This is a genomic window from Streptomyces sp. PTL18 (genome assembly GCF_059510295.1).
The window spans coordinates 71,334-96,916 of sequence record NZ_JCAJZO010000008.1 but is presented as its reverse complement, the minus strand read 5'-3'; the positions used below and the strand labels follow the sequence as shown (position 1 = coordinate 96,916).

25 protein-coding genes, 1 tRNA gene and 2 pseudogenes are annotated in these 25,583 nt (G+C 71.7%); 12 read left to right on the top strand and 16 right to left on the bottom strand.

Annotated features, from left to right (window positions below; all coding sequences use genetic code 11):
* Positions 1–6 precede the first annotated feature (6 nt).
* The 6 genes from AC5WS8_RS17550 to AC5WS8_RS17525 all read right to left on the bottom strand — a co-directional run bounded on the left by AC5WS8_RS17550 (position 7) and on the right by AC5WS8_RS17525 (position 5,011).
* Entirely contained in the window at positions 7–486 is a 480-nt protein-coding gene (locus tag AC5WS8_RS17550) for an SRPBCC family protein (RefSeq protein ID WP_496104325.1), read from the bottom strand.
* Position 487: 1 nt separating this feature from the next.
* Positions 488–745 (bottom strand): acyl carrier protein, encoded by a 258-nt coding sequence (locus AC5WS8_RS17545; RefSeq protein WP_496104324.1) that lies wholly within the window; start codon positions 743–745, stop codon positions 488–490.
* Between the two features lie 68 nt (positions 746–813).
* A complete protein-coding gene (locus AC5WS8_RS17540; RefSeq protein ID WP_496104323.1) occupies positions 814–2,058 on the bottom strand; it encodes a ketosynthase chain-length factor in 1,245 nt (414 codons plus the stop codon).
* Complete coding sequence (locus AC5WS8_RS17535; RefSeq protein WP_496104322.1) at positions 2,055–3,323, bottom strand: beta-ketoacyl-[acyl-carrier-protein] synthase family protein; 1,269 nt, start codon at positions 3,321–3,323, stop codon at positions 2,055–2,057. The genes AC5WS8_RS17540 and AC5WS8_RS17535 overlap by 4 nt, the downstream gene beginning before the upstream one ends.
* Positions 3,320–3,787 (bottom strand): cupin domain-containing protein, encoded by a 468-nt coding sequence (locus AC5WS8_RS17530; protein WP_496104321.1) that lies wholly within the window; start codon positions 3,785–3,787, stop codon positions 3,320–3,322. The genes AC5WS8_RS17535 and AC5WS8_RS17530 overlap by 4 nt, the downstream gene beginning before the upstream one ends.
* A gap of 69 nt (positions 3,788–3,856) precedes the next feature.
* Entirely contained in the window at positions 3,857–5,011 is a 1,155-nt protein-coding gene (locus AC5WS8_RS17525; RefSeq protein WP_496104320.1) for a SchA/CurD-like domain-containing protein, read from the bottom strand.
* A gap of 235 nt (positions 5,012–5,246) precedes the next feature.
* On the opposite strand from AC5WS8_RS17525, the gene AC5WS8_RS17520 reads away from it, so the two are divergent.
* The 3 genes and pseudogenes from AC5WS8_RS17520 to AC5WS8_RS17510 all read left to right on the top strand — a co-directional run.
* Positions 5,247–6,902 carry an FAD-dependent oxidoreductase gene (locus tag AC5WS8_RS17520; protein ID WP_496104522.1) on the top strand — a complete coding sequence of 552 codons (1,656 nt, stop codon included), beginning with the start codon at positions 5,247–5,249 and terminating at the stop codon, positions 6,900–6,902.
* Between the two features lie 221 nt (positions 6,903–7,123).
* Positions 7,124–7,519, top strand: coding sequence for a peptidase inhibitor family I36 protein (locus AC5WS8_RS17515; RefSeq protein WP_496104319.1), 396 nt, complete (start codon positions 7,124–7,126; stop codon positions 7,517–7,519).
* Between the two features lie 181 nt (positions 7,520–7,700).
* Positions 7,701–8,051, top strand: a pseudogene (locus tag AC5WS8_RS17510) (tyrosine-type recombinase/integrase); the annotation flags it as partial.
* Positions 8,052–8,132: 81 nt separating this feature from the next.
* Here the strand turns inward: AC5WS8_RS17510 and AC5WS8_RS17505 are convergent.
* Positions 8,133–8,206 (bottom strand) — tRNA-Thr (locus tag AC5WS8_RS17505).
* A 229-nt stretch (positions 8,207–8,435) separates the two neighbouring features.
* On the opposite strand from AC5WS8_RS17505, the gene AC5WS8_RS17500 reads away from it, so the two are divergent.
* The 4 genes and pseudogenes from AC5WS8_RS17500 to AC5WS8_RS17485 all read left to right on the top strand — a co-directional run bounded on the left by AC5WS8_RS17500 (position 8,436) and on the right by AC5WS8_RS17485 (position 11,508).
* Positions 8,436–9,524, top strand: coding sequence for an ABC transporter ATP-binding protein (locus AC5WS8_RS17500; RefSeq protein ID WP_496104318.1), 1,089 nt, complete (start codon positions 8,436–8,438; stop codon positions 9,522–9,524).
* A gap of 107 nt (positions 9,525–9,631) precedes the next feature.
* Positions 9,632–10,062, top strand: a pseudogene (locus tag AC5WS8_RS17495) (helix-turn-helix domain-containing protein); the annotation flags it as partial.
* A 227-nt stretch (positions 10,063–10,289) separates the two neighbouring features.
* Entirely contained in the window at positions 10,290–10,733 is a 444-nt protein-coding gene (locus tag AC5WS8_RS17490; RefSeq protein ID WP_496104317.1) for a hypothetical protein, read from the top strand.
* A 43-nt stretch (positions 10,734–10,776) separates the two neighbouring features.
* Positions 10,777–11,508 (top strand): nucleotidyltransferase family protein, encoded by a 732-nt coding sequence (locus AC5WS8_RS17485; RefSeq protein WP_496104316.1) that lies wholly within the window; start codon positions 10,777–10,779, stop codon positions 11,506–11,508.
* Positions 11,509–12,016: 508 nt separating this feature from the next.
* On the opposite strand, the gene AC5WS8_RS17480 is transcribed toward AC5WS8_RS17485, so the two are convergent.
* The 7 genes from AC5WS8_RS17480 to AC5WS8_RS17450 form a co-directional block, all read right to left on the bottom strand.
* The gene (locus AC5WS8_RS17480; protein ID WP_496104521.1) at positions 12,017–13,687 is read right to left on the bottom strand and encodes a DoxX family protein; all 1,671 of its coding nucleotides are present in this window, start codon (positions 13,685–13,687) and stop codon (positions 12,017–12,019) included.
* A 146-nt stretch (positions 13,688–13,833) separates the two neighbouring features.
* Positions 13,834–14,772, bottom strand: coding sequence for a 23S rRNA (guanosine(2251)-2'-O)-methyltransferase RlmB (rlmB, locus tag AC5WS8_RS17475; protein ID WP_496104315.1), 939 nt, complete (start codon positions 14,770–14,772; stop codon positions 13,834–13,836).
* A 90-nt stretch (positions 14,773–14,862) separates the two neighbouring features.
* A complete protein-coding gene (gene cysS, locus AC5WS8_RS17470) occupies positions 14,863–16,263 on the bottom strand; it encodes a cysteine--tRNA ligase (RefSeq protein WP_496104314.1) in 1,401 nt (466 codons plus the stop codon).
* A gap of 84 nt (positions 16,264–16,347) precedes the next feature.
* Positions 16,348–16,755 (bottom strand): PPOX class F420-dependent oxidoreductase, encoded by a 408-nt coding sequence (locus AC5WS8_RS17465; RefSeq protein WP_496104313.1) that lies wholly within the window; start codon positions 16,753–16,755, stop codon positions 16,348–16,350.
* Between the two features lie 173 nt (positions 16,756–16,928).
* The gene (ispF, locus tag AC5WS8_RS17460) at positions 16,929–17,447 is read right to left on the bottom strand and encodes a 2-C-methyl-D-erythritol 2,4-cyclodiphosphate synthase (RefSeq protein WP_496104312.1); all 519 of its coding nucleotides are present in this window, start codon (positions 17,445–17,447) and stop codon (positions 16,929–16,931) included.
* Positions 17,437–18,198: a 2-C-methyl-D-erythritol 4-phosphate cytidylyltransferase gene (gene ispD, locus AC5WS8_RS17455; protein ID WP_496104311.1), complete on the bottom strand. Its 762-nt coding sequence runs from the start codon at positions 18,196–18,198 to the stop codon at positions 17,437–17,439. Before ispD ends, ispF begins: the two co-directional genes overlap by 11 nt.
* 363 nt (positions 18,199–18,561) lie before the next feature.
* Positions 18,562–19,044, bottom strand: a complete 483-nt coding sequence (locus tag AC5WS8_RS17450; protein WP_003953493.1) for a CarD family transcriptional regulator — start codon at positions 19,042–19,044, stop codon at positions 18,562–18,564.
* A gap of 660 nt (positions 19,045–19,704) precedes the next feature.
* On the opposite strand from AC5WS8_RS17450, the gene AC5WS8_RS17445 reads away from it, so the two are divergent.
* A complete protein-coding gene (locus AC5WS8_RS17445; RefSeq protein ID WP_496104310.1) occupies positions 19,705–20,358 on the top strand; it encodes a copper chaperone PCu(A)C domain-containing protein in 654 nt (217 codons plus the stop codon).
* Positions 20,359–20,454: 96 nt separating this feature from the next.
* On the opposite strand, the gene phoP is transcribed toward AC5WS8_RS17445, so the two are convergent.
* Both phoP and phoR read right to left on the bottom strand, forming a co-directional pair.
* On the bottom strand, positions 20,455–21,126 hold the full coding sequence (gene phoP / locus AC5WS8_RS17440; protein WP_004000192.1) for a two-component system response regulator PhoP: 672 nt from the start codon (positions 21,124–21,126) through the stop codon (positions 20,455–20,457).
* A 5-nt stretch (positions 21,127–21,131) separates the two neighbouring features.
* Positions 21,132–22,403, bottom strand: a complete 1,272-nt coding sequence (gene phoR, locus AC5WS8_RS17435) for a two-component system sensor histidine kinase PhoR (RefSeq protein ID WP_496104309.1) — start codon at positions 22,401–22,403, stop codon at positions 21,132–21,134.
* A gap of 246 nt (positions 22,404–22,649) precedes the next feature.
* Here phoR and phoU point away from each other — a divergent pair, with 246 nt between their 5' ends.
* From phoU to mshA, 4 genes are all read left to right on the top strand, one after another.
* On the top strand, positions 22,650–23,342 hold the full coding sequence (phoU, locus tag AC5WS8_RS17430) for a phosphate signaling complex protein PhoU (RefSeq protein ID WP_496104308.1): 693 nt from the start codon (positions 22,650–22,652) through the stop codon (positions 23,340–23,342).
* Between the two features lie 131 nt (positions 23,343–23,473).
* Positions 23,474–23,626: a hypothetical protein gene (locus AC5WS8_RS17425; RefSeq protein ID WP_388571943.1), complete on the top strand. Its 153-nt coding sequence runs from the start codon at positions 23,474–23,476 to the stop codon at positions 23,624–23,626.
* Positions 23,627–23,811: 185 nt separating this feature from the next.
* Positions 23,812–24,060: an SCO4226 family nickel-binding protein gene (locus AC5WS8_RS17420; RefSeq protein WP_496104307.1), complete on the top strand. Its 249-nt coding sequence runs from the start codon at positions 23,812–23,814 to the stop codon at positions 24,058–24,060.
* Between the two features lie 181 nt (positions 24,061–24,241).
* On the top strand, positions 24,242–25,582 hold the full coding sequence (gene mshA / locus AC5WS8_RS17415) for a D-inositol-3-phosphate glycosyltransferase (protein ID WP_496104306.1): 1,341 nt from the start codon (positions 24,242–24,244) through the stop codon (positions 25,580–25,582).
* The last annotated feature ends 1 nt before the right edge of the window (position 25,583 follow it).

The following is a 25,583-nucleotide window of genomic DNA, read 5'->3' as shown; positions in this document are numbered from 1 at the left end:
TCCGGTTCAGTCGGCCAGCACGGGCGCCGGCCGTGACTCGGCGGCGGCCTTCTCGATGCGGTCCCGGATCAGGGCCATCTGCACCTTGGAGTTCCGGTTGATGTTGTCGGTCATCCAGGCGTCGTCGACCGGGGCGTCGGGCTTCATCGCGAAGTCCTGCGTCCACATCATCCGGGTGCCCTCGGGGACCTCCTCGTACTGCCACCGGATGTTCATGTACGCGAAGGGCCCCGGCTCGACCCGGCGGGCCTTGACGGTGAGGGTGGGGCGGTCCGTCTCGCGCTCCGAGACCCAGCTCCACACCGTGCCGTTCTGGTCGGGGTGCATGGTCAGCCGGAAGGTCGTCCTGTTCCCCTCGCGGGAGAGCACGTCGACGGAGGCGTACTCGCTGAACAGGCCGGGCCAGTTCTCCAGGTCGTTGGTCATGTCCCAGACCAGGTCCACCGGCGCTGCGATGGTGATGGCGTTCTCGGTGTGTCCGGCCATGTCAGGCTCCTGCCATAAAAGTGCTGTTGACGAGGTCGAGGAACTGCCGTGGCGTCTTGCAGCGCTCCGCGTCGGGCGGCAGCGGGGTGCCGTGCCGGTTCTCCAGTTCGCCGACGATGCCGAGCAGACCGAGCGAGTCGATGCCGAGGGCGTCGAAGCCGGAGTCGCACCGCTGCTGCAGTTCCTGCGGGGCGACGGTGACTCCGGCGGCCTTCCTCATCAGCTCGGACAGTTCTTCCAGGGTGATGTGGTCGTTCATACGGTGGGTCTCCTTTGCTCCAGGGCTGCCTCGCCGCGAGGCGCCGCTGCTTGGTCGTTCGCTCGGGCTCAGTCGGCTGCGCCGTGCCGCAGCACGAGCGCCGTGTTCGACCCCATGAGGCCCCGGCTGAGGACCAGCGCCGTGCGCGGCTCGGCGGCGCGGGCCCGGCCGGTCACCAGGTCGAGGTCGTGGCAGACGTCGTGGACGTTGGGGGTGGGCGGGATCAGGCCGTGCTCCATCGCGAGCACCGCCGACGCGACGTCCAGCACCGGCGCCGCGCAGTAGCCGCGGCCTATTCCCGTCTTGGGCGCCGTCACGGGTACGCGCCCGCCGTGCGCGCCCAGCGCGTCGGCGATCGCCAGCGCCTCGGCGCGGTCCGCCTCCGGTACGCCGAGGGCGTCGGCGAACACCACGTCGACCTCCTCGGGGGCGCAGCCGGCCTCGTCCAGAGCGCCGCGGATCGCCTGGGCGAGCCCCTCCCGGGACCGCTCCCACCGGGAGGCGCCGGTGAACGTCGCCGCGTGCCCGGCAAGGACGGCCCGCACCCGTACGCCCCGCGCACGGGCGGACGTCTCGTCCTCCACGACGAGCATGGCGCCGCCCTCCGCGGGCACGAACCCCGAGGCCTCCGAGGTGAAGGGGCGGTAGGCGCGCTCCGGGTCGCCGACGGTGCTCAGCTCCTGGTAGCCGAGCTGGCAGACAACCGAGTACGGCGCGAGCGGCGCCTCGGTGGAGCCGGCCACGATCACATCGGTGCCCCGGTGCACGGCCCGCGCGGCGTGCGCGAGGGCGTCCAGTCCGCCGGCCTCGTCGGCGGCGACCACCGAACAGGGGCCCTTGAACCCGCGGCGGATGGAGATCTGACCGGTGCTGGCCGCGTAGAACCAGGCGATGGACTGGTACGGGCCGACGAACCGGCTGCCTTTTCCCCACAGCTGCTGCAGCTCCCGCTGCCCGAACTCGCCGCCGCCGGAACCGGCCGCGGTGACCACGCCCAGGGAGAACGGCGAACCGTGCTCGTCGGCGCGGCCGATCCGGGCGTCGGCCAGGGCCAGGTCGGCCGCGGCCATCGCGAAGTGCGTGAACCGGTCGGTCTGCACGAGGAAACGCTCATCGACCACCGCCGCCGGGTCGAAGGCGCGGACCTCGCCGGCCACCTTCAGCGGCAGATGCTCGCACCCCTCGCGGGTGACCCGGTCCAGGACGCTGATGCCCTCCCGGCTGGACTTCCAGAAGGTGTCGGTACTCGTTCCGTTGGGCGCGACGACGCCGATTCCGGTGACGCCGGCGCGCCTGACGTGGGGTGCGCTCATCGTGTCCTCTCCCTCTGCCGGGTCAGGATCACCGCGGACTGGAAGCCGCCGAACCCGCTGCCCACGGAGAGCACGCTGGTCAGCTTCCGCTCCCGGGCCACGCGCGGGACGTAGTCCAGGTCGCACTCCGGGTCGGGGGTCTCGTAGTTCGCGGTCGGCGGTACGACCTGGCGGTCCAGGGCCAGTACGCAGGCCACGACCTCGATCGCCCCGATCGCCCCGAGAGAGTGGCCCACCATGGACTTGATGGAACTCATGGGCGTGTCGTAGGCGTGGTGGCCCAGGGCCCGCTTCACGGCGGCGGTCTCGTGCCGGTCGTTCTGCCGGGTGCCGGAGCCGTGCGCGTTGACGTAGTCGATGGCCGAACCGTCGAGGCGGGCGTGGTCGAGCGCCGTCTCGATGGCACGGGCCATCTCCAGGCCCTCGCTGGTCAGTCCGGTCATGTGGTAGGCGTTGCCGAAGGTGGCGTAGCCGCTGAGCTCGCAGTACACCCGCGCGCCGCGGGCCCGGGCGTGCTCCAGCTCCTCCAGGACGAGCACCGCGCCGCCCTCGCCCATGACGAACCCGTCACGGTTGTTGTCGAAGGGCCGCGAGGCGTGCGCGGGGTCGTCGTTGTTCGGGGACGTGGCCTTGATCGCGTCGAAGCAGGCCATGGTGATCGGGGAGATCGGCGAGTCGGAGGCACCGGCCACGCAGATGTCGGCGCGGCCCTCCTCCACGGTGTGGAAGGCGTACCCCACCGCGTCCAGCCCCGAGGTGCAGCCCGTGGAGACGGTCTGCACCGGGCCACAGGCGCCGAAACGTTCCGCCACCATCGAGGCCAGCGTGCTGGGCGAGAACGCCCGGTGCAGATACGGACCCGCCTCGCGGTGGTCCACGTCCCAGCGCTGCCCGCGATGGCTGACCAGCACGTAGTCGTGCTCCAGCCGGGTGGTGCCGCCCACCGCGGTCCCCAGGGACACCCCGACCCTCCAGGGGTTCTCCCTGGAAAGGTCGAGGCCGGCGTCCCGTACGGCCTCCTCACCGGCGACGAGGGCGAACTGGATGTACCGGTCGGCACGTTCGATCTGCTCCGGCTCCAGCCCGCACGCCACCGGGTCGAAGTCGCACTCCGCGGCCATCCGAGAGCGCAGGCCGGTCGGGTCGAAGAAGGTGATGCCCCGCGTCGCGGTACGGCCGTTGGCGAGCAGATCCCAGAACGCCGGTACGCCGATGCCGCCCGGTGCCACGACGCCTATGCCGGTGACCGCCACGCGCCGGGTCATGAACGGACCTGACCTCGGTCGGCCGGCCGGGCACCGCCCGCCCCGGCTCCCTCCGCGGCGGCCGCGACCGCGACGGCGTCGGTCTCCTCGGTGTCGACGTGGCCGAGCTGCGGCGTCGGGGCGAGGGGGCCCAGATGGAAGACGAGGCGCGCCTCCTCGTCGCCCACGTTGCGGAAACGGTGCCGCATATAGGCGGGGATCAGCAGTCCCTGCTCGGGCCGCAACGGCTGCGGTTCGCCGTCCAGGTCCACCTCGAGCCGGCCGGACAGGACGTAGACGAACTCCTCGGAGTAGGGGTGGTAGTGCTCGCCGATCCGATCCCCCGGCTGCACGATGGCCACACCCATGAAACCGCTGGTGGAGCCGACCGTGGCCGGGGTGAGCATGGCGCGCAGATCGCCGCCGCGTCTGGTGTTGGGCTCGATCGCGCCGAGCTCCACGATTCTGGGACGGGGTTTGGTCACGTCGTTCCTCCGATGGTGTGCTGCGTCGACATGGGGGGGGGCGGGCCCACCGCGGCCCTGTGGTGCCGGTCAGGCCTCGGCCGAACGGCGGTCGGTGACGAGGTCCATACGGGCCAGCGTGAGGAAGCGCGCCAGGTCGCCGCCCTGAAGCGCACCACCGTCCGCACCGACGGCGGCGCCGTCGAGGAGAGTGGTCAGCTCCGCCACCTGCCCCGGATCGGTCAGACCGAGCGTCAGCACCGGGTCGGCGTCGACACCGCCACGGACATCGATCAGCCGTACGACGATCTCGTCGCGCTGGAAGATCGTGCTGCCGCAGACCGGGCCGCGCTGATCGTCCGCCCGCGCCTCGTCCTGCTCCGCGAGCAGCCTGGCCAGCCGCATGCCGCAGCCCGGCCGGGCCGGGTAGTACAGCGCCAGCCGCTTCGCCTCCGGGCACTCCTGGTCCGACGTCACATGATGGACGGCGGGCAGCGCCGCACGAGTGAAGAAGACCCGTGCCGACTCCGGGTCGTTCAGGTCCCGGTCCTGCTCCAGATAGGGGTTGATGGCCTCCTCCACCGCCCGCACCTCGGGCTGCCGGGAGACGTGCCGCAGCGCCGCGAGCAGGTCGCCGCGCACCTCGATGGCCCGAACCACCCGGTTGCCGTGCATGAACAGCGAGGTCCGGACCAGCCGGGTGGTGTCGTCGACCCGGGCCTCGGGCGAGGCGTAGTCCGCGAGGATCTTCGCCACCGTCTGTTCGCTGCCCGGCTTGACCGTGAAGGTGAGCGCATGGCGGATCACCCCGTCACCGATCCGGGGGGACCCCTGCAGCCGGCGGTTCGCCGACCGGGCGGACGGCTCGCCACCCGTCTCCCGGACGATGTGGAAGCGCAGCGACCGGGTGTCCCGGACACAGCTGTGCAGCGGCTGCACCATCCGCACGTGCTCCTCGCTGTTCACCCAGGCGAGGAACGGCGGCGCGCTCTCCCACTCACTGGTGATCAGCCACTGGGAGGGATTCTCGATCGACTGGCAGAGCTGGTCGCTGACGTGCCCGGGAACAGACGCGACCTGGTTGCACAATTGCTCGTACGCCTCCAGGAACTGCTGCTGCGCTCCGTCGTAGACGTCCACCAACAGGACGACCCGGAGCGGGGAGCCGTCGAACACCGACTGCGACACCCGTTTCGACACCCGTCGCGTCACCGGTTCTGAAAGACGTTCAGACATCGTGGTCATGCTGCGCTCTCTCCTTCGGCGGGGCAGAAGCCGACGTCGGCCGCGGGTGACACGACGTCAGCGTTCCTCGATCGTGTTCCGGCCGCCGGTGGTGCGCGACTCGTATGAACCACGTGGGTGATCACATGGCTGATCACGCGGGTGATTGGCCACGCCGGAGCACGCGGAGCCGCCCGGAGCGGGCATGGAAACCACAACGCGCCCCACACCCCGCACCCCTGCCCTGGAGGCACCGATGCAGCAAGAAGCCGACCACCGGGTTCCGGTCCTCATCGTCGGCGGCTCCCTGGTGGGCCTGTCCATGTCCCTGTTCCTGGGCCGCCACGGTGTACGGCACACCCTCGTCGAGCGGCACGCGGGAACCTCGGTCCACCCGCGCGGGCGCGGCAACAACGTGCGGACGATGGAACTCTTCCGGGTGGCCGGCATCGAACCGGACATCAAGACCGCCGCCTCGCTCCTGGCCGGCAACCACGGCATCCTGCAGACCCCGACACTCGTCGGCGACGCGGGTGAATGGCTGTTCCGGCACATCGACCCGGGTGGCGGACTCGCCCGGTTCAGCCCCACCAGCTGGTGCCTGTGCAGCCAGAACGACCTCGAGCCGGTCCTCCTCGACAGCGCCCGGGAGCTCGGCGGCGACCTGAGGTACTCCCACGAGATGGAGTCCTTCGAACAGGACCCCGAAGGGGTGACGGCCGTCGTCCGCGACCGGGCCACCGACGAGCGGTACACCGTCCGCGCCGACTACCTCGTCGCGGCCGACGGCCCGCGCAGCCCCGTACGGCGTCGGCTCGGCATCGGACAGACCGGACCCGGCGACCTCTTCGCCAACGTCAGCATCACCTTCCGCTCCAAGCTGCTCGCCGACGTGGTCGGCGACCGCCGCTTCATCTGCTGCTACCTCACCGATCGCGAGGCCGACGGCGCCCTGCTGCCCGTCGACAACAGGGAACAGTGGGTCTTCCACGCGCCCTGGCACCCCGAACGCGGCGAAACCCTCGAGGAGTTCACCGAGGACCGGCTCCAGCGGCACATCCGCCGCGCCGTCGGCGTGCCCGACCTCGACGTCGAGGTCACCGGCAGGGCGTCCTGGCGCGCCGCCGAACGCGTCGCCGACCGGTACGCGGCCGGGCGCGTGTTCCTCGCCGGCGACTCCGCCCACGAGATGTCCCCCACCGGAGCGTTCGGTTCCAACACCGGTATCCAGGACGCCCACAACCTGGCCTGGAAACTGGCCGCCGTCCTCGGCGGCTGGGCCGGACCCGGCCTGCTGGACACCTACGACACCGAACGCCGGCCCGTGGCCCTCGCCACCAGCGCCCGCGCCTCGGCCCGCTCCGTGGAGCACAGCCACCCCGGCTTCTCCCCGGCACCCGGAATGCGCGGCGACGGCCCGAGAAGCGGCATCCTCAACGTCGTCCTCGGCTACCGCTACCCCGAGGGCGCCGTCGTGGGGGGCGACCCCGCGCAACCGGTCGTGCCCGACGCGGTGCGGCTGACCGGGGAGCCGGGCAGCCGGGCCCCCCACCTGTGGCTGCGCCGCTCCAGCGCCCGGCTGTCCTCGCTCGACCTGTACGAACGCGCCATGGTGCTGCTCAGCGACGCCCGCTCCACGGCGGGGTGGCACGACGCGGCCCGCCGCATCGCGGTGACGGACCACGTACGCCTCGAGCCGTACCGGATCGGCTCCGGACCGGACGCCGACCTGACGTACGACGAGGGAGAGGGCGCCGGGACCGGCGACTGGGCCCGGGCCTACGGCACGACGCCGGACGGGGCGGTCCTGGTACGGCCGGACGGGTTCGTGGCGTGGCGGGCACCGGGGGCCGTGCCGGACCCGGTGGGGGCACTGCGGGAAGTGCTGGGGGCGGTGCTGCGGAGGGGATGAGCGGCCGACCCGTCCCGGCGGCCCGCCACCCCGTGCCACTTCTTCGCAGGTCAGGGGCCAGACGTCCCGCCCGGTGGCCAACCGGGCGGAGACCGTGGCCGGCGCCCGAGCCGTCGAGCAACATCGTCGGAGCACACGGGCGGCGCCGTCCCGGCGTCCCCGCCGTCCGGCGCCGGCACCTGACGCCGCGCCCGCAACGGACGGGCACCGAGAGGAGAACCATGAGCACACGAAGGACCCTTGTCCGGGTCGCCGCCGCGGCCGTCGCCGCGGGTTTCGCCGTCACCCCGCTCGCCGACGCCGACGCGGCCACGTCCGGGAGTTCCGGCGCCCTGAGCGCACCGGCGAACTGCCCCGCCACGTACGCCTGCGTCTACCCCGAGACCAACTTCCGCGGGACCCCCGTCCTCATCCACGACAACAACCGGTACATCGCCGGCGGAGCCCTCGACCGGCCCGGGTCCGCCTACAACCACGGAAGCCACTGCGTGGTCTTCTACCGTTCGGTCGGCCGCAGCGGCCCCCGGTACCCGCTCAACCAGGGCACCGGCTGGAAGGTCATCGGCTCCAACCTGCCGCAGATCCGCTCCGACCAGTGGACGACGACCTGGTGCTGAATCCCTTCCGGTGGCCGGCCGAGCGCCGGCCACCGGAAGTCGGCACGCGACCGGGTCACACGTGCCGGATGTCGGCCGTGTGGGGGCACCCGTTCGGACCTCGCCGAACGGGACGTCGGTGGCGGTTGCGGCCGTCGTACCCGTACCTCGTCATGAGGACGCTTCCCCCGGGCTCCAGCAGCGTCCCAAGCAGGCGGCACGGCGCGAGGAGGCCGGCCACGACCGGCACGAGAGCGACCTCGGGTTCACGACCCGCGGCGGCCGGCCCCATCGGCCCGCGGAACCCCTACCGGTCATTCCTGCGGACCCCGGAGTCGCAGGTCTCCCGACAATGCGTCCGCACGACACTCGTCATGGCCGCGCTTCTCTGCTCTTCGCGGCCGGCGTCGCGCCCCGCGTCGTGCTGGAGACCCTGGGGCACAGCCGGATCAGCATCACGACGGACGTCCACACGCACATGACCTCGGACATACAGCGGGAGGGCATCAGCCACATGGACCGCCTGCTCAGGCGCCGTGTCGACCGTGAGTGACCGCCCCGGTCGAGGTCACCCGTGGATGTCGAACGCCCCGGACCGATCATCGGCCGGGGCGTTCGTGCTGTTCGGCGAGAGAGCCCCCTGTCGGATTCGAACCGACGACCTTCGCTTTACAAGAGCGGCGCTCTGACCAGCTGAGCTAAGGAGGCGTGCACCTGTGTGCTCGTGCAGTGTACCCAGACCCCGGGGCCGGTCCGTCGAAAATTTCCGCGAAGTTCACATGCCCCCAGGTACTGACAGCCAGGCGAACGCCAGGTACCGTCTCGGTCCAAGTTCACTCTCGTGGACTACACCACAACGGAACTCCGTAGTGGCACACCACCTTCCTACAACGGATCGTCCGGCACGTTCCTGCCGGTAGAAGGGGGCCCATTCACCATGGCCACTGTCACGTTCGACAAGGCGACCCGGATCTACCCGGGTTCCGAGAAGCCCGCCGTCGACTCTCTGGACATCGCGATCGAGGACGGCGAGTTCCTCGTCCTGGTCGGCCCGTCCGGCTGCGGCAAGTCGACCTCGCTCCGCATGCTGGCGGGGCTCGAGGACGTCAACGCCGGCGCCATCCGCATCGGTGACCGCGACGTCACGCACCTGCCGCCCAAGGACCGGGACATCGCCATGGTGTTCCAGAACTACGCCCTCTACCCGCACATGACGGTCGCCGACAACATGGGCTTCGCGCTCAAGATCGCCGGCGTCAACAAGGCGGAGATCCGCAAGAAGGTGGAGGAGGCCGCGAAGATCCTCGACCTCACCGAGTACCTGGACCGCAAGCCGAAGGCGCTCTCCGGTGGCCAGCGCCAGCGTGTCGCCATGGGGCGCGCCATCGTGCGTGAGCCGCAGGTGTTCCTCATGGACGAGCCGCTGTCCAACCTGGACGCCAAGCTCCGCGTGTCCACCCGTACCCAGATCGCGTCGCTGCAGCGCCGTCTCGGCATCACCACCGTCTACGTCACCCACGACCAGGTCGAGGCCATGACGATGGGTGACCGTGTGGCCGTACTGAAGGACGGTCTGCTCCAGCAGATCGACACCCCGCGCAACATGTACGACAAGCCGGCCAACCTGTTCGTCGCCGGCTTCATCGGCTCGCCCGCGATGAACCTCGTCGAGGTCCCGATCGCCGACGGCGGTGTGAAGTTCGGCAACAGCGTGGTGCCGGTGCAGCGTGAGGCGCTGTCCTCGACCACGGACAAGACCGTCACCGTGGGTGTCCGCCCGGAGCACTTCGACGTGGCCGGCCCGGACTCCGGCCAGGGTCTGGCAGTCACCGTGAACGTCGTCGAGGAGCTGGGCGCCGACGCGTACGTCTATGGCACCGCCAAGGTGGGCGACCAGCCCAAGGACCTGGTGGTCCGTGTGAGCGGCCGTGACGTGCCGGAGAAGGGCAGCCTGCTGCACGTCGTGCCGCGCTCGGGCGAGACCCACGTCTTCTCCACCTCCACGGGCGAGCGTCTCTCCGACTGACGCCGACCGACGCCACGGCCTCGGCTGGTTCGCCCGGGTCGACGCACAGGGCCCCGCGGCATCCTGGGTTCCAGCGGTTGTCGCAACACCCCGGCCGGAGGGGTGCGATGGACTTCGGGATCCGTAAGGACCGGAGGCCGCAGGGACGGAAGAAGCCGACCCATGAGCGGGCGGCATGCTTCCAGCTCAGGCAGCAGGGCTACGGCAGCAGGGAGGCCTGCCGGACCGTCGGTGTCGACGTCCGGACCGGCAAGAAGTGGCGCGACGGCCGCCACGCCCGCAAAGGCCGCACGAAGGCGGAGCCTCCGATCCACCAGGAGGCGCCGCCTTCGTGCGGTCCGTCCCGCTGCCGGGGCGAGGCCGGCCGCCTCACACAGCCGACCGGCTGCGCGGGAGAAGGCCACCGTCCGCGCCATGGCCGCGGAGCTGGGCCGCAGCCCGTCCACCGTCAGCCGCGAGATCCGCCGCAACCGGCACCCGTGCAACGGCCGGCGGCCGGTACCGTCCCCACGCCGCCCGGGCCCGGGCAGAGGACCGGACCCTGCCCGGCCGCTGGGAGGGCGGCCTGATCAACACGACCACGTGTGGCGACGCCCCCTGGAAGCCGCCATGCCACGGGTCCTTTTCACCGTCGCCTCATACCCCGACACAGGGGACATTTCATTCGGCCTGCGTCAACCCCTTACCCAGAAATCAGCACGTCCCCATCACTCGAACCGGTGACTAAATGTCGCCAAATCACTACGAGGCGCTACCCTCACTCGCGTGAAGCACACCACTACTCCACCGGGACGGCGCGGCCGGGGCCCCGCCCGCCGGATCGGCCGCACCCTCGCCCTCGTTCTGCCCGTCGTCCTGGTGCTGTCCGGGACGCTGGCGGTCACCCGCGTCAACTGGTCGGGCGGCCCCCACTCGGTGCTCGCCGCCTCTTCCGAAGACGTCTCCACGCGCGCGTCCTCCCGGGCCCCGCAGGACGTGCTGCGCGACAAGCTCCTGCTGGAACTGCAGGAGAAGGACCCGGGTGTCGCCCTCACCCACCTCCAGGAGGCCGTCAACGGCCGCCCGTCGCTGGCGAAGCACTGCGTGTCCATCGCCAGGGCGCTGGGCCGCGCCGCGGTCCGCGTGTACGGTCCCTCGCGCGCCCAGGCCTACGCCCGGCCGGTCTGCGACACGTCCTTCGCCTCCGGCGTGGCGGGCGGGCGCGGCTGAGCCCCGGGCCGGACGGGGGCGTGCGGCGACGTACAGTGCGGTCATGACCGATCCGCACGCCGCCGCACGCCCCGTCCAAGCCGTCGTCCTGGCCGGAGGCCAGGGCTCCCGGCTGCGTCCGTACACCGATGACCGGCCCAAGCCGATGGTGGAGATCCCGGGCACCGGGACGCCGATCATCGGGCACCAGCTCGTCTGGCTGGCCGAGGAGGGGGTCACGGACGTCGTGGTCTCCTGCGGCCATCTCGCCGAGGTCCTGCAGGACTGGCTGGCGTCCGCCGACCTGCCGCTGCGTGTCACGACGGTGGTGGAGTCGGAGCCGCTCGGCCGTGGCGGCGGCCTGCGCTACGCCGCGGAGCACCTGCCACACCCCGACAAGCCGTGGTACGCGACGAACGGCGACATCTGGACCCGGTTCTCGCTGCGCGACATGGCGGACTTCCACACCGAGCGCGACGCGGTCGCCACACTGGCGCTGGCGCGGCCGCGTATCCCCTGGGGCGCGGTGCAGACGGACGGCTTCGGGCACGTCACGGACTTCATCGAGTCCCCGCCGTCGACGTTCGAGATCAACGCGGGGGTCTACGTCTTCTCCGCCGAGTTCGCGAAGATGCTTCCGGAGCGGGGCGACCACGAGCGTACGACGTTCCCGCACCTGGCCCGCGAACGCCGCCTGGCGGGCTTCCCGATCCCGCAGGGCGCGTACTGGCGGGCGATCGACACGGCGAAGGACCTCACGGAAGCGGCAAAGGAACTGACCGCCCAGGGCCACTGACGCCACGACACGGCTCCGCCCTCGCCGGGGCGCTTTCGGCGAGGGCCCGCCCGCCCCGCACCCGAGCACATCCCGCCGCGGACCCACCGGTACCCGAGCACATATCCCGCCGAGGACCCACCCGGTGCCGGAACACATCGGGCCGAGGACCCACCCGCCCCGCGCCGGACACATCAGGCCGCGGACCCACCCCTCGCCGGGGCGCAACCGCCCGAAGAGACGCCCCGCGCCAGGCACAGACCCGGCAGAGCTCGCCCCGCAGACAGCCGCCCCGCCGCGTTCCACCCACCCACCGGACAGCCGCCCGGTCGGGTCACCCGCGGGCCCAGCTCTCACCGGGCGGACCTCGCCGGCCGGGGCCCGCCCGGCCGCGCAGCGGCCCGAGGAGCGGGCACGGGGATCGACGGGCCGCCGGCGGCAGGAGGGCGGCTCGGCTGCGCCGGCCCCGCCTCTCGCACAAGGGCCCGCACACGGCCGTGTGCGGGCCCCCTGCATGACCGTCGTCGGGCTACCCCAGCAGTCCGCCCACCAGGTGTTCCGACCCTCCCGAGCTGCCGCCGCCCCCTGTGCCGCCCGTTGAGCCGCCCGTGGGGCCTGCCGTGCCCGTGCCGCCCGAGGAGGAGGGGCCCGCGCTGGTGCTGGGGGCGCGCCCGCCCGGGGACGAGTGGCGGCGTGGTGTCTGGCCCACGCTGCCCTGGGTCTGGCTCGGCTGGCCGCCGTTGACCGAGCCTGTCGCGCCCGCCGTGGTCGGCGTCCTGGCCGTGCCCGACGGCGACGACGTCGTGCCCTGGGTGGTCGGCGGCTTGGAGGCCGAGGGACTCGCCTTGTGCTGCCGCGCACCCGGCGTGCCGGGCAGCGGCGACCCCGGCAGTTCGTTGCGCGGCGCCTCTCCGGGCCCCGGCACGACCACGCGGTCCGCGTCCCGTACCGCACCGCCGAGCAGCGAGCCGACCAGCAGGGTCACACCGGCCACCAGTCCGGTCATCACCGCTCCCCGGCGCAGCACGTACTGCCGCAGCTCCCAGATGCCCGCCCGCGGCCCGAGCCGGCGCCACGCGCCGCCCGCCAGGCGGCCGTCCACGGAGTACACCGGCGCCCCCGCGATGACCAGCGGCGACCAGGCGGCGAGGTAGATGATGTCGGGCGCGTCGTATCCGTGGCCGACCCGCCAGCTCACCGTCACGATCAGTGCCGCCGACAACAGCGCCCCGGCCCCGGCCGCGACCCGCTGCCACAGCCCGAGGACGGTCAGCACACCCACGATCACCTGGGCGAAGGCGATGACCAGACCGGTGCCGACGGGGTGCTGGAGCGCGAACTGCCGTAGTGGTTCGGCGACTTGCCAGGGGTGCAGGCCGCTGAGCCAGGTGACCATGGATCCCCGTTTGCCGCCGTCGAAGTACACGGGGTCGCACAGCTTGCCCATGCCGGCGTAGGCGGAGGCGGAGCCGAGGAAGACGCGCAACGGCAGCAGCACCACGCCGAGGTTCATCCGGCGCCCGGGGTAGTAGGCGTGCCGTACGTGGTCGCCGCCGTGCCGCCTGCCGCGCGGCCCGTGCTCCAACTCCTCGGTGCGCGCCACATCCGCGAACCCGGCGTCCTCGTAGGGCGGTTGGCCATAGGCGTGCCCCTCGTAGGCGGGTTCGTCGTACGCGCTCCCCGCGCTCCGCATCGGCGGCAGCAGCCGGGTCTCCTCACCCAGCGGCCCGCGCTGGGCACCGACGACCGGCGTCGGAAGCGTCTGTGCGGTCGGGTGGCCGTCGTAGCCCCCCACCGGGCCGTCCACCCCGAGGCGCGGGATGACCCGGGTGGCGCCCGCGTCCCCACCGGCCTCCTCGCCGTGCAGCACGCTCGACGTCCGCACGGCCTGCAGCAGCCGGTGCGCGCCGGTGTCGTCGGGCGCCGACCTCCCGCTCCAGACGACGGGTCGGCGGCGGCCGGCCCCTCCCGCCGTACCGGCGGCGGGCGTGCCCGCGATGCCCTGCGCCCCGCCCGTCTGCCGGGCGACCCGCAGGACCTGGGCGCGGCGCGCCGACGCACCCAACTGCACGCGGAAACTCGCATGATTGACGATGACCTGCGCCGGGTCGCTCGGCACCTTCACCATGCTCAGCGCGGGAGTGTCGTCGAACCCCGACGACCGGTCCCCCGTGGGTGTGCGGCGTGTTCTGGTCTCCACACTCATCTAACCGAGTGACGTGTGGATAGGACACTGCTTTGACTCCGCAGATCTGTCCGGACCCCGTCAAGCTCGCCCTGCACGCCCCGATTCCCTCGCACGAGCGAGGATGCGAACATCCGTCCGCATCCTCCGGCCCGTCGACGTCAGGCGCGTCGGCGGGCCGCCTCGTACAGCACGATCCCCGCCGCCACACCGGCGTTGAGCGACTCGGCCCCACCGGGCATCGGAATGCGCACCCGCAGGTCGCAGGTCTCGCCGACCAGCCGCGACAGCCCCTTGCCCTCGCTGCCGACGACGATGACGACCGGCCCTTCCAGGGCGTCCAGTTCGCCGAGTTCGACGTCCCCGTCTGCGGCGAGCCCGACGACCGTGATCCCGGCCTTCTGGTACGCCTCCAGGGCACGCGTCAGGTTGGTGGCCCGCGCGACCGGGGTACGGGCGGCCGTACCGGCGGACGTCTTCCACGCACCCGCGGTCATCCCGGCCGCGCGCCGCTCGGGCACGACGACCCCGTGCCCGCCGAAGGCGGAGACGGAACGGACCACGGCGCCCAGGTTCCGCGGGTCGGTGACCCCGTCGAGCGCGACGATCAGCGGGTCCTCGCCCTCGTCGTGGGCGGCGTCGGTGAGGTCCTCCGGGTGTGCGTACTCGTACGGCGGGACCTGCAGGACGAGGCCCTGGTGGTTGAGCCCGTTCGTCATCCGGTCCAGCTCGGGGCGCGGCGCCTCCATGAGGTTGATGCCGCCGCGCTCGGCCGCGAGCTGCAGCGCCTCGCGCACGCGCTCGTCGTTGTCGATGAACTGCTGGACGTAGAGCGTGGACGCGGGCACGCCCCCGCGCAGCGCCTCGACGACCGGGTTGCGCCCGACGACCAGCTCGGAAGAGGACTTCCCGCCCGTACGACCCTGCGGGCGACCCTGCACGCGGCGCGACTTCGCCTGTGCGGCGCGCTGCTTGGCGTGTCCCTTGCGCATCTCGGCGGGCGGAGTCGGGCCCTTGCCCTCCAGGCCCCGGCGCCGCTTGCCTCCGCTGCCGACCTGCGCGCCCTTCTTGCCGGACATGCGGCGGTTGTTCGCGGCCATGACCTACCCGTTCTCTACGAAAAAGTGTGCGTACGTCTATGCAGTGTGCCGCCCGGGTGGCCGGGCGGCACAATCGATCAAGGGCCGGGGCTACCGGGACCCGAGGGTCCAGCGCGGTCCCTGCGGGCTGTCCTCGATGGCCAGGCCCGACTGGCCCAGCTGGTCGCGGATGGCGTCGGCGGTGGCCCAGTCCTTGCGGGCGCGGGCGGACTCGCGCTGGTCGAGGACCAGGCGTACGAGGCTGTCGACGACGCCGTGCAGGTCCTCGCTCCGGTCGGACTCGCCGGCCCAGCTCGGGTCGAGCGGATCGAGGCCGAGGACGCCGAGCATGGCGCGCACCTCGGCGAGCCGGGCGACGGCGGCCTCCTTGTCGTCGGCCGCGAGCGCGCTGTTGCCCTGGCGGACGGTGGTGTGCACGACGGCGAGCGCCTGCGGCACGCCCAGGTCGTCGTCCATCGCCTCGGCGAAGGCGGGCGGGACCTCGGTGGCGGGCTCGACCGCTCCCCCGGCCTTCTCCACCACGCGCTGCACGAAGCCCTCGATCCGGGCGAACGCGGACTCGGCCTCGCGTAGGGCCTCCTCGCTGTACTCGATGGTCGAGCGGTAGTGCGGGGTGCCCAGGTAGTAGCGCAGCACGATCGGCCGCCACTGCTTGACCATCTCGGAGACCAGGACGGAGTTGCCGAGCGACTTGGACATCTTCTCGCCGCTCATGGTGACCCACGCGTTGTGCACCCAGTACCGGGCGAAGTCGTCGCCGTAGGCCTTGGCCTGGGCGATCTCGTTCTCGTGGTGCGGGAAGATCAGGTCCAGGCCGCCGCCGTGGATGTCGAAGGCGGAGCCCAGGTACTTGTGGGCCATGGCCGAGCACTCCAGGTGCCAGCCGGGGCGGCCGCGTCCCCAGGGGGTCTCCCAGTCGGGCTCGCCCGGCTTGGCGGCCTTCCACATGGCGAAGTCGCGCGGGTCGCGCTTACCGGTGATGCCCTCCTCGGCGGGCTGGCGCATCTCGTCCAGGTCCTGCCTGGACAGCTCCAGGTAGGACGGCCAGGAACGGACGTCGAAGTAGACGCTGCCGTCGGCCTCGTAGGCGTGGCCGCGTTCGATGAGGGTGCGCATCATCTCGACCATCTCGGTCACGTGCCCGGTGGCGCGCGGCTCGTAGGTCGGCGGGAGGCAGCCGAGGGCGTTGTAGCCGTCGTTGAAGGCCCGCTCGTTCTCGTACCCGATCGACCACCAGGGGCGGTTCTGCTGCTCCGCCTTCCAGATGATCTTGTCGTCGATGTCGGTGACGTTGCGGATGAACGTGACGTCGTAGCCGCGGTACTCGAACCACCGGCGCATGATGTCGAAGTTCAGGTACGAACGGACGTGCCCGATGTGCGGGGCCGCCTGCACGGTGGCGCCACACAGGTAGATCGAGACGCAACCCGGCTTGAGCGGGGTGAAGTCACGGATCTGCCGGGCGCTGGTGTCGTACAGGCGAATAGTCACGAGTCCAGAGTAGTGGGCCGGGGCCGGTGCCCGGCGCCCAGCCCGCCAAGACCGTCACCCGGTGAGGCAGCCGCTCGCGCCTCCTCAGAGCCGCCCCGCCACCTTCCGCGGCACCACCCGTACCACCACCCGGTCCGCGTCCTGCGCCGACGCCGGATTGAACTCCGCGTACTTCTTCCCCGTGTACTTCAGCGACAGTTCGTCGATCAGCTCCCGGGCGCCCTCGGTGGTCGTCTCCGCAGTGCCGCGGATCTCCGCGTACTCGTAGGGCGCGTCCGGGTCCAGGACCACCACGCTCACCCGGGGGTCGCGGTCCAGGTTCAGCTTCTTGCGGCGGTCGACCGTCGTGGAGAAGAGGATGTCGTCGCCGTCCCGCTTGACCCACACGGGGGACAACTGCGGGCTGCCGTCGGGCTGGATCGTGCCGACGACGATGAAGACGGGGCCGTCGAGCAGGCTCTTGAGGCGGTCGGAGAGTACGGCGGTCGGCATGGGTGCCTCCGGGACCTGGGTCGTGTGTCGCTGGTCACTCTGCCGGTACCCTCCCACGCTCTCCGCACACGCGCACCACGAGCGCCGTCGTCACGCATTCAGCACACGTGCGCCACGGAGCGCAGTCGCCCCGCACTCAGCACACACGCACCAGGAGCGCCGTCGCCGCGCACTCAGCACACGCGCACCACGAGCGCCGTCGCCACCGCCATCAGGCCCTCGTCCCGGCCGGGGAAGCCGAGACCGTCCGTCGTCGCACCGGAGACCGACACCGGTGCGCCGGCCGCCTCCGAGAGGATCTTCTGCGCCTCGTCGCGGCGTTTGCCGATCTTCGGGCGCGGCCCGACAACCTGCACGGCGATGTTCCCGATCCGGAACCCCGCCTCGCGCACGATCCGCGCCGCCTCCGTGAGCAGCGTCACCCCGGACGCCCCGGACCACTCGGGCCGCCCGGTGCCGAAGTGCTGTCCCAGGTCACCGAGGCCGGCCGCCGAGAAGAGCGCGTTGCACGCGGCGTGCGCGACCACGTCGGCGTCGGAGTGGCCCGCGAGACCGGGCCCCTCGCCCTCCCACTTCAGGCCCGCGCACCACAGCTCCCGCCCCTCCTCGAACGCGTGGATGTCGGTGCCGATGCCCACCTGGGGCAGCAGCGCGCCCGGCGGCAGCCGGACATCGGACGCTTCAGAAGCCATCGGTGAGCCTCCTGCGAGCGAGGACCGCCTCCGCGAGCACCAGGTCCAGCGGCCGCGTGACCTTGAAGGCCTCCTCGTGGCCGGGCACCACCACGACCGGCAGCCCGAGTTGCTCCACCATGCTCGCGTCGTCCGTGACGTTGTCCGTGACCGTCTCGTGGGCCCGGACCAGCGTCGCCCGGTCGAAGCCCTGCGGGGTCTGCACCGCGCGCAGCCGGGCTCGGTCCGGTGTGGCGACGACCGGTTCCGGCTCGGCGGGCGCGGCGGCCGGCCGGACCTCCTTCACCGTGTCGGCGAGCGGCAGCGCCGGGACGACGGCCGGCGCGCCGTCCCGTACCGCCTCGATCACCGCGTCCACCGTGTCCACCGGCACCAGGGGGCGGGCCGCGTCGTGGACCAGGACGATCCCGTACTCGGGCGGCAACGCGTCGAGGCCGAGCCGTACGGACTCCTGGCGCGTCTCGCCGCCGGGCACGACCAGGAAGTCGGTGCGGTCGGGCAGCGCGTGGGCGTCGAGCAGCGACTTGACCTCGGCGGCCCCGTCGGGCGGGGCCACGACGATGACGAGCGAGACCGCACGGGACGCCGCCATCGCGCGCACGGCGTGGATGAGCATGGGAACGCCACCGAGCCCGCGGAGCGCCTTGGGGGCGCCCGGGCCGAGGCGTACGCCCCGGCCGGCGGCCGGGATCACCGCGGCGGTGCGGACGGCGGGGGGCTCGGTGGTCGAAGGGCGCGAATCGTCAGACATCGGTTCCTGTCAGGTTTGTGTGCTCGGCCGGGATGGGTATGGCCACACCGTGCCGGGCGCGACGCCTTGACCGGACCCTTCCGTGACTTCTGGTCGAGCCGACTGCCCGGGCCCGGCACGCCAAGTATCGGGGGTGTCCCCGACGGCACAGGGATCCGGGCAGGGTTGTCACGTTGACCGGCTGTCGCACCCGAGGTTCCGACCGCGGCGTTTCGGGTACGTCAGGACGGGTCCGGGTACGAACATGCCGCAGCGCCCGGCGACATCCACTGCGTCATCGGGCACCGCGGCATTCGCGTGTGTGCTGTGCGCCGGTCGGTCCGCCGCGCTCCTGGCCGGGGAGCGAGCGGGCCGGGGCGGGCGTCAGGACGCGAGGACCTCGTCGAGCAGAGCCTCGGCCTTGTCCTCGTTCGTGTTCTCCGCGAGGGCGAGCTCGCTCACCAGGATCTGCCGGGCCTTGGCGAGCATCCGCTTCTCACCGGCGGAGAGTCCGCGCTCGCGCTCCCGGCGCCACAGGTCGCGCACGACTTCCGCGACCTTGATGACGTCGCCGGAGGCGAGCTTCTCCAGATTTGCCTTGTAGCGACGAGACCAGTTCGTGGGCTCCTCGGCGTACGGTGCGCGCAGCACCTCGAAGACCCGGTCCAGCCCGTCCTGACCGACCACATCACGCACGCCGACGAACTCCGCATTGTCCGCTGGCACACGCACCGTCAGGTCGCCCTGGGCGACCTTCAGCACCAAGTAGGTCTTGTCCACGCCTTTGATCTGGCGAGTTTCGATGGCCTCGATCAGCGCGGCCCCGTGATGGGGATAGACCACGGTGTCGCCAACCTTGAACGTCATGTGACAGGTACCCCTTCCGTGGCTATCCAGGGTAACACGGAAACCGCGTCTTCTGAATGGCGTTTTCGCAGGTCAGGGCATATCTCGGGGCTTGACAAGCGCGACCGGGACGTGCTTCGAGGGGCGAGCGGAGCAGGGTATTCGCAGGTCGGAGCGGCTGTACGGGCGGGGCGAAACCCGGGCGTTACGCACACTGGAGGACTCCGAACGAGCCCGGAACATCCACTTTTGTCCACTCTCAAGTGATCGACTTCCGCTACTCCGTTCGGTGCGGGGAGGCGGGTACGAGACGAATCCGGAATTGATCAAGAGGCTCGGCGAGGCGTGGTTGTTGTGCCGGTGATCGATTTTCGGCACCCGCCCTCGCATTCCTTGCGGGAAATCTCCGGGCGGGACGAGGAGACGCTTATGTGAATGCTGAGCCAAGCGTTGTCAAAGTGATGGATGGGACCACTGGGGAAGGCGGCACCGTCGTCACGGCGGCGGGAGGGGCGCGCCGCGGCCCGGCCGCACCCCGTGGAAGCGAAGTGCCGGGCTTGGGGAGGGTCGGGTGCGGTGGCCCGAGGGCGGCTCGGTAACCTAAGGCCGCTGACAGATACTTAGGGCGGCTTTATAAGGGAGTCGCTCTGCTACGCCCACGTACAAGGAGTTGCCGCCGCCGTGAGCAGCAGCCTTCGACGCGGCGCCCTCGCCGCCGCCGCCATCGCGTTCTCGATCGCCTCGCTCGCCGCATGCGGCGCCGGCAACGACAGCCAGACGCTCCAGATCAAGCCGGACAACGCGGCGACCAGCGTCGGAAACATCAAGATCCAGAACGCGCTCGTCATCACCCAGCCCGACCCGAAGTCCACCGGGCCCGCCGTGATCTCCGCGACGGTCTTCAACACCGGTCGCACGGACGAGACGCTGGACTCCGTCACGATCGACGGCACCGGCAAGACCGCACAGCTCAGCCCCGCCTCGGGCAAGGGCAAGCTGACCATCCCGGCCGGCGGCTCCCTCGTGATCGGCGGCAAGGGCAACGCCTCCGCGGTGCTGCCCAGCAGCCGGGAGGCCGTCCAGGACGGCAACGCGCAGAAGATCACGTTCAGCTTCAGCCAGGCCGGGGACGTCAGCCTGCGGGCGTTCGTGGTCCCGGCGGAGAGCTACTTCACCAAGTGGGGCCCGAGCAACATCCCGTCGCCGTCGGCCACCGGCTCCGCGTCCCCGTCCATGTCGGGCTCCCCCAAGCCGTCCACGTCGGTGCAGGGCTCCCCGGCTGCGGGCGCCGAGGGCAAGCCGTCGGCCACGGCGTCGAAGTCCCCGAGGCACTGAGGGACTTCCCGGGCACGGCACGAGGGCGGCACCCCCAGGGGGTGCCGCCCTTCGTCGTACGGGTCGTCGCCGAACCCGTCAGCTTCCGCTCACGGCTTACGGCTCGAACTTGTAGCCGAGGCCGCGGACCGTCACCAGGTAGCGCGGCGCACCCGGGTCGGGCTCGATCTTGGCGCGCAGGCGCTTGACGTGGACGTCGAGGGTCTTGGTGTCGCCCACGTAGTCAGCGCCCCAGACCCGGTCGATGAGCTGCATACGCGTCAGCACGCGGCCCGCGTTGCGCAGCAGCATCTCCAGCAGGTCGAACTCCTTCAGCGGCAGGTCGACCTTCGACCCGGACACCGTGACCACGTGCCGGTCGACGTCCATCCGCACCGGACCGGCCTCCAGCGCGGCCGGCGTGACCTCCTCCGGCTCGCCGCGGCGGCGCAGCACGGCCCGGATCCGGGCGACCAGCTCCCGGGAGGAGAACGGCTTGGTGACGTAGTCGTCGGCCCCTATCTCCAGCCCGACGACCTTGTCGATCTCGCTGTCCTTTGCGGTCACCATGATGACGGGGACGTTGGAGCGGCCGCGCAGCTGGCGGCACACCTCCGTGCCGGGCAGCCCCGGCAGCATCAGGTCGAGGAGGACGAGGTCGGCGCCGTTGCGCTCGAACTCGTCGAGTCCGTCGGGCCCGGTGGTCGCGACGGCGACCTCGAAGCCCTCCTTGCGGAGCATGTACGACAGGGCGTCGGAGAAGGACTCCTCGTCCTCGACGACGAGCACACGGGTCACGGAAGGACCTCCGGGGCGGGAAGCGGTTCGTACGGTGATGAGACGGTGGGGGTCGTCCCGGCGGGCCGGCCGTCCTCTTCGTCGAGGCCGGACGGATGGTCGGTCGCACGGTCGCGGGCCGCACCCGCTTCCGGCAGCCGCAGGGTGAAGGTGGAGCCCTGACCCTCGGAGCTCCACACCGTGACCTCCCCGCCGTGCGAGGCGGCCACATGCTTGACGATCGCGAGACCGAGGCCCGTGCCGCCGGTGGCGCGGGAGCGGGCCGGGTCGACGCGGTAGAAGCGCTCGAAGATGCGCTCCTTGTCCTTCTCGGAGATGCCGATGCCCTGGTCCGTCACGGCGATCTCGAGCATGTCGCCGCCGGGCTCGGACACCCGGCGGGCGGCGATGCCGACACGGGTGCGGGCGGGCGAGTAGTTGACGGCGTTCTCCACGAGGTTGCCGAGGGCGGCGGCGAGCTGCCCGCGGTTGCCCCAGACGTGCAGATCGGCAGTGCCTCCCGCGGCCATGGTGATCTGCTTGGTGGTGGCCGCGTGCCGGCAGCGGTCGATGGCCTCGGCGACCAGTTCGTCCACGCGCACGGGCTCGGCGTCCTCCAGCGGGTCGTCGTTCTGCACCCGGGAGAGGTCGATGAGCTCCTGCACGAGGTTGGTCAGGCGGGTGGCCTCGATCTGCATCCGGCCCGCGAAGCGCTGCACGGCCTCGGGGTCGTCGGAGGCGTCCATGACGGCCTCGGAGAGCAGCGACAGGGCGCCCACCGGCGTTTTCAGCTCATGGCTGACGTTCGCCACGAAGTCGCGGCGCACCGCCTCTATCCGACGGGCCTCCGTGAGGTCCTCGACGAGCAGCAGGACCAGCCGGGAGCCGAGCGGCGCCACGCGCGCGGAGACGGCGAGGGCCTCCCCGCGTCCGGTGCCGCGCCGCGGCAGGTCCAGCTCGACCTGGCGTATCTCGCCGTCGCGCCGGGTGTCACGCGCCATCTGGAGCATCGGCTCGACGGCGAGCCTGCCGCCGCGCACGAGTCCGAGCGCGTAGGCTGCCGAGCTCGCCTTGACGACCGCGTCGGCCTCGTCGAGGACGACGGCCGAGGAGCGCAGCACGGACAGCACCGTGTCCACGCCGGGCGGCAGCACGGGGTCGGTGTGCAGGGAAGTGCGGGTGGGGCGTTTCTGGTCGCGCTCGCTCCAGCGGAACGCCAGCATGGCGATGACACCGGTGAGAACCCCGGCGATCGCTGCCGCTGCGGCGACCGCCGCGTTCACGTCCATGCCTCCAGATTAGGCAGGTCCCCGCGCCTGCCCACAGCCATCGGAGTGGGACCTCGAACACTCGTCGCCCAGAGTTCACCTTGGAGCCAGTACTGGTTCATTTGGGATGGCGGAAACCGTCGCGTTCGGGCCGGAACGTGGGAGCGTGGGGTGCATAGGGCGCCGTGTGCGCCGTGTTTTCGCCATGGCGACGACGGGCCCCGGCCCCCCGGCCCCCCGGAGCAGACGTGAGAGAGGGACACCCAGATGCGGGACGCGTATCACGAGGAACTTGACTCGATCGGTGACAGCCTGGTCGAGATGGCCCGGCTGGTCGGGTCGGCGATCGGGCGTGCCACGACGGCCATCCTCGACGCCGACCTCAAGCTGGCGGAGGCCGTGATCGAGGCCGACAAGAAGGTCGACGACCTCCAGCACGACCTGGAGGCACGCGCCATAGCCCTCCTCGCCCGCCAGCAGCCGGTGGCGACGGACCTGCGCATCGTCGTGACGTCGCTCAGGATGAGCGCGGACCTCGAGCGCTCGGGCGACCTCGCCCAGCACGTCGCGAAGCTGGCCCGGCTGCGCTTCCCCGAGCGTGCGGTGCCGCACGACCTGCACGCGACCATCCTGGAGATGGGCCAGCTCGCCCAGCGCCTGATGGCCAAGGCGGCGGAGGTGATCATCACCAAGGACGTCGACCTGGCGCTGCAGCTGGAGCAGGACGACGACGAGATGGACCTGCTGCACCGCACCCTCTTCCAGCACCTGATCGACGATCGCTGGAAGCACGGCATCGAGACCGCCGTGGACGTGACCCTGCTGGGCCGTTACTACGAGCGCTATGCCGACCACGCGGTCGCGGTGGCCAAGCGGGTGGTGTACCTGGTGACGGGTGAGCACGCGGACGAGCTCCAGCAGCAGGACGTCCAGCCGGTGACGGGCGTCGAGGGCGCGTGACGGGGAGCTCGCAAGGGGCCTGAAGAAGGCCGGCCGAGCGCGTGCGAGCCTCCGTGCGCCGTTGATGCGCCCGGCCGGACGGGCATGCAATGGACGAAGGCACAGTCTCGACATCCTTCGAGGAGGGACCCATGGCCGAGACCCCGAGCACGCCCGACCCCACGCAGGAGCGCGAGACCCAGCAACCCGCCGAGATCAAGAGCCTGCCACTGGTCGGCGCGTGCGGCTGCGGCTCCGGCTGCGGGTGCGGGTGCCAGTCGGGTGCGCCCTGCCAGTGCGGCTGACGGCGCATCGCGGAGGACAACCGAAAACAGAGCCACGACGAGGGGCTCCGGCGCGCTGCCGGGGCCCCTCGTATGCGCGGGGACGCCCACGAGCGCAGCATGAGAAAGGAGGAAAAGAACAGAACTGTGCAAACAGGGACGGACCCAAGCAATCACGGAGCGCGAGCAGGAACGAGGTGACGGACGTGGCCCAGTTCATGGACATTCACCGCGGAATGAAGGGCATCACGGCGGATCAGCTGAACGACGCCCACCAGGCCGACCTCGCCGTCGAGGCGGAAGAGGGCGTCCACTTCCAGCGGGCCTGGGCGGACCCGGAGTCGGGAACGGTCTACTGCCTGTCCGAGGCCCCCTCGGCCGAGGCCGTCCAGCGCGTCCACGAACGCGCGGGGCACAAGGCGGACGAGATCCACGAGGTCCCCCTGACGGCCTGACGCCGACGCCATCCGGACCCCGGCCCCACACCTTCACCCCATCGAACAGTTGAGCGGCGAACGGCAATGATTGAGTAAAGCCGCCTCCATGGGAAATGGTGTGCGCTCGAGCGGTGTTCGACCCCTTGGAGGGTGTTCCGCGCCGTCCGACCAGGCAGCCCGCAGCAAGGAGGAACGCCACGTGAGCCAGTACGTCACCAGGCTCGGGCGTCGCTCCCCGGCGACCACCTCACGGCTCCGGCTGCCGCACCGCAGGCCGCGCCGTGTGGCCATGCTCTCCGTGCACACCTCGCCGCTGCACCAGCCCGGCACGGGCGACGCCGGCGGCATGAACGTCTACATCGTGGAACTGGCCCAGCGCCTCGCCGACCTGGGCATCGAGGTCGAGATCTTCACCCGGGCCACCACGGCCGCCCTCCCGCCCACCGTCCAGTTCGCCCCCGGCGTGCTCGTCCGGCACGTCGACGCCGGACCGTACGAAGGACTGGCCAAGGAGGACCTCCCGGCCCAGCTGTGCGCCTTCACGCACGGCGTGATGCAGGCCTGGGCCGGTCACCGCCCCGGCTACTACGACCTCGTGCACTCCCACTACTGGCTTTCCGGCCACGTCGGCTGGCTGGCCGCCCAGCGCTGGGGCGTCCCCCTGGTGCACGCCATGCACACCATGGCCAAGGTCAAGAACGCCAACCTCGCCGAGGGCGACACCCCCGAGCCCGCCGCCCGGGTCATCGGCGAGATGCAGATCGTGGCCGCCACCGACCGGCTCATCGCCAACACCGCCGAAGAGGCCGACGAACTCCTCCACCACTACGCCGCCGACCCCGGCAAGGTGGCCGTCGTCCACCCCGGGGTGAACCTGGAGCGCTTCCGGCCCGCCGACGGCCGGGCCGCCGCCCGCGCCCGCCTCGGCCTCCCCCAGGACGCGCTGGTCCCCCTCTTCGCCGGCCGCATACAGCCCCTGAAGGCCCCCGACGTGCTGCTGCGCGCCGTCGCCGTGCTTCTCGACGAGCGCCCCGAGCTGCGCCCGCGCATCGTCGTGCCCGTCGTGGGCGGCCCCAGCGGCAGCGGCCTCGCCAAGCCGGAGGGGCTGCAGAAGCTCGCCGCCCGGCTGGGCATAGCGGACGTCGTCCGTTTCCGGCCGCCGGTGCGGCAGGACCAGCTCGCCGACTGGTTCCGCGCCGCGTCCGTCCTGGTGATGCCGTCGTACAGCGAGTCCTTCGGGCTCGTCGCGATCGAGGCACAGGCCGTCGGCACGCCGGTGCTGGCGGCGGCCGTCGGCGGACTGCCCGTCGCCGTACGGGACGGGCACACCGGGTTCCTGGTCCAGGGCCACGATCCCGCCGCGTACGCGCGCGTACTGCGCGATTTCGCCGACGACCCGCGGCTGTGCGCCCGCATGGGCGAGGCCGCGGCCCGGCACGCCCGGTCGTTCGGCTGGGACGCGGCGGCCTCCGCGACCGCCGGGGTGTACACGGAGGCCATGCAGGCCCACCGGCGCCGGGCGCGCGCCCACCACAGCTGAC

What these genes read in the sequence shown, in the direction of transcription:
- AC5WS8_RS17550 (WP_496104325.1), bottom strand. Translation starts at nt 486, where the DNA reads ATGGCCGGACACACCGAGAACGCCATCACCATCGCAGCGCCGGTGGAC.
- AC5WS8_RS17545 (WP_496104324.1), bottom strand. Translation starts at nt 745, where the DNA reads ATGAACGACCACATCACCCTGGAAGAACTGTCCGAGCTGATGAGGAAG.
- AC5WS8_RS17540 (WP_496104323.1), bottom strand. Translation starts at nt 2,058, where the DNA reads ATGAGCGCACCCCACGTCAGGCGCGCCGGCGTCACCGGAATCGGCGTC.
- AC5WS8_RS17535 (WP_496104322.1), bottom strand. Translation starts at nt 3,323, where the DNA reads ATGACCCGGCGCGTGGCGGTCACCGGCATAGGCGTCGTGGCACCGGGC.
- AC5WS8_RS17525 (WP_496104320.1), bottom strand. Translation starts at nt 5,011, where the DNA reads ATGACCACGATGTCTGAACGTCTTTCAGAACCGGTGACGCGACGGGTG.
- AC5WS8_RS17520 (WP_496104522.1), top strand. Translation starts at nt 5,247, where the DNA reads ATGCAGCAAGAAGCCGACCACCGGGTTCCGGTCCTCATCGTCGGCGGC.
- AC5WS8_RS17515 (WP_496104319.1), top strand. Translation starts at nt 7,124, where the DNA reads ATGAGCACACGAAGGACCCTTGTCCGGGTCGCCGCCGCGGCCGTCGCC.
- AC5WS8_RS17500 (WP_496104318.1), top strand. Translation starts at nt 8,436, where the DNA reads ATGGCCACTGTCACGTTCGACAAGGCGACCCGGATCTACCCGGGTTCC.
- AC5WS8_RS17485 (WP_496104316.1), top strand. Translation starts at nt 10,777, where the DNA reads ATGACCGATCCGCACGCCGCCGCACGCCCCGTCCAAGCCGTCGTCCTG.
- rlmB (WP_496104315.1), bottom strand. Translation starts at nt 14,772, where the DNA reads ATGGCCGCGAACAACCGCCGCATGTCCGGCAAGAAGGGCGCGCAGGTC.
- AC5WS8_RS17465 (WP_496104313.1), bottom strand. Translation starts at nt 16,755, where the DNA reads ATGCCGACCGCCGTACTCTCCGACCGCCTCAAGAGCCTGCTCGACGGC.
- ispF (WP_496104312.1), bottom strand. Translation starts at nt 17,447, where the DNA reads ATGGCTTCTGAAGCGTCCGATGTCCGGCTGCCGCCGGGCGCGCTGCTG.
- ispD (WP_496104311.1), bottom strand. Translation starts at nt 18,198, where the DNA reads ATGTCTGACGATTCGCGCCCTTCGACCACCGAGCCCCCCGCCGTCCGC.
- AC5WS8_RS17450 (WP_003953493.1), bottom strand. Translation starts at nt 19,044, where the DNA reads ATGACGTTCAAGGTTGGCGACACCGTGGTCTATCCCCATCACGGGGCC.
- phoR (WP_496104309.1), bottom strand. Translation starts at nt 22,403, where the DNA reads ATGGACGTGAACGCGGCGGTCGCCGCAGCGGCAGCGATCGCCGGGGTT.
- phoU (WP_496104308.1), top strand. Translation starts at nt 22,650, where the DNA reads ATGCGGGACGCGTATCACGAGGAACTTGACTCGATCGGTGACAGCCTG.
- AC5WS8_RS17425 (WP_388571943.1), top strand. Translation starts at nt 23,474, where the DNA reads ATGGCCGAGACCCCGAGCACGCCCGACCCCACGCAGGAGCGCGAGACC.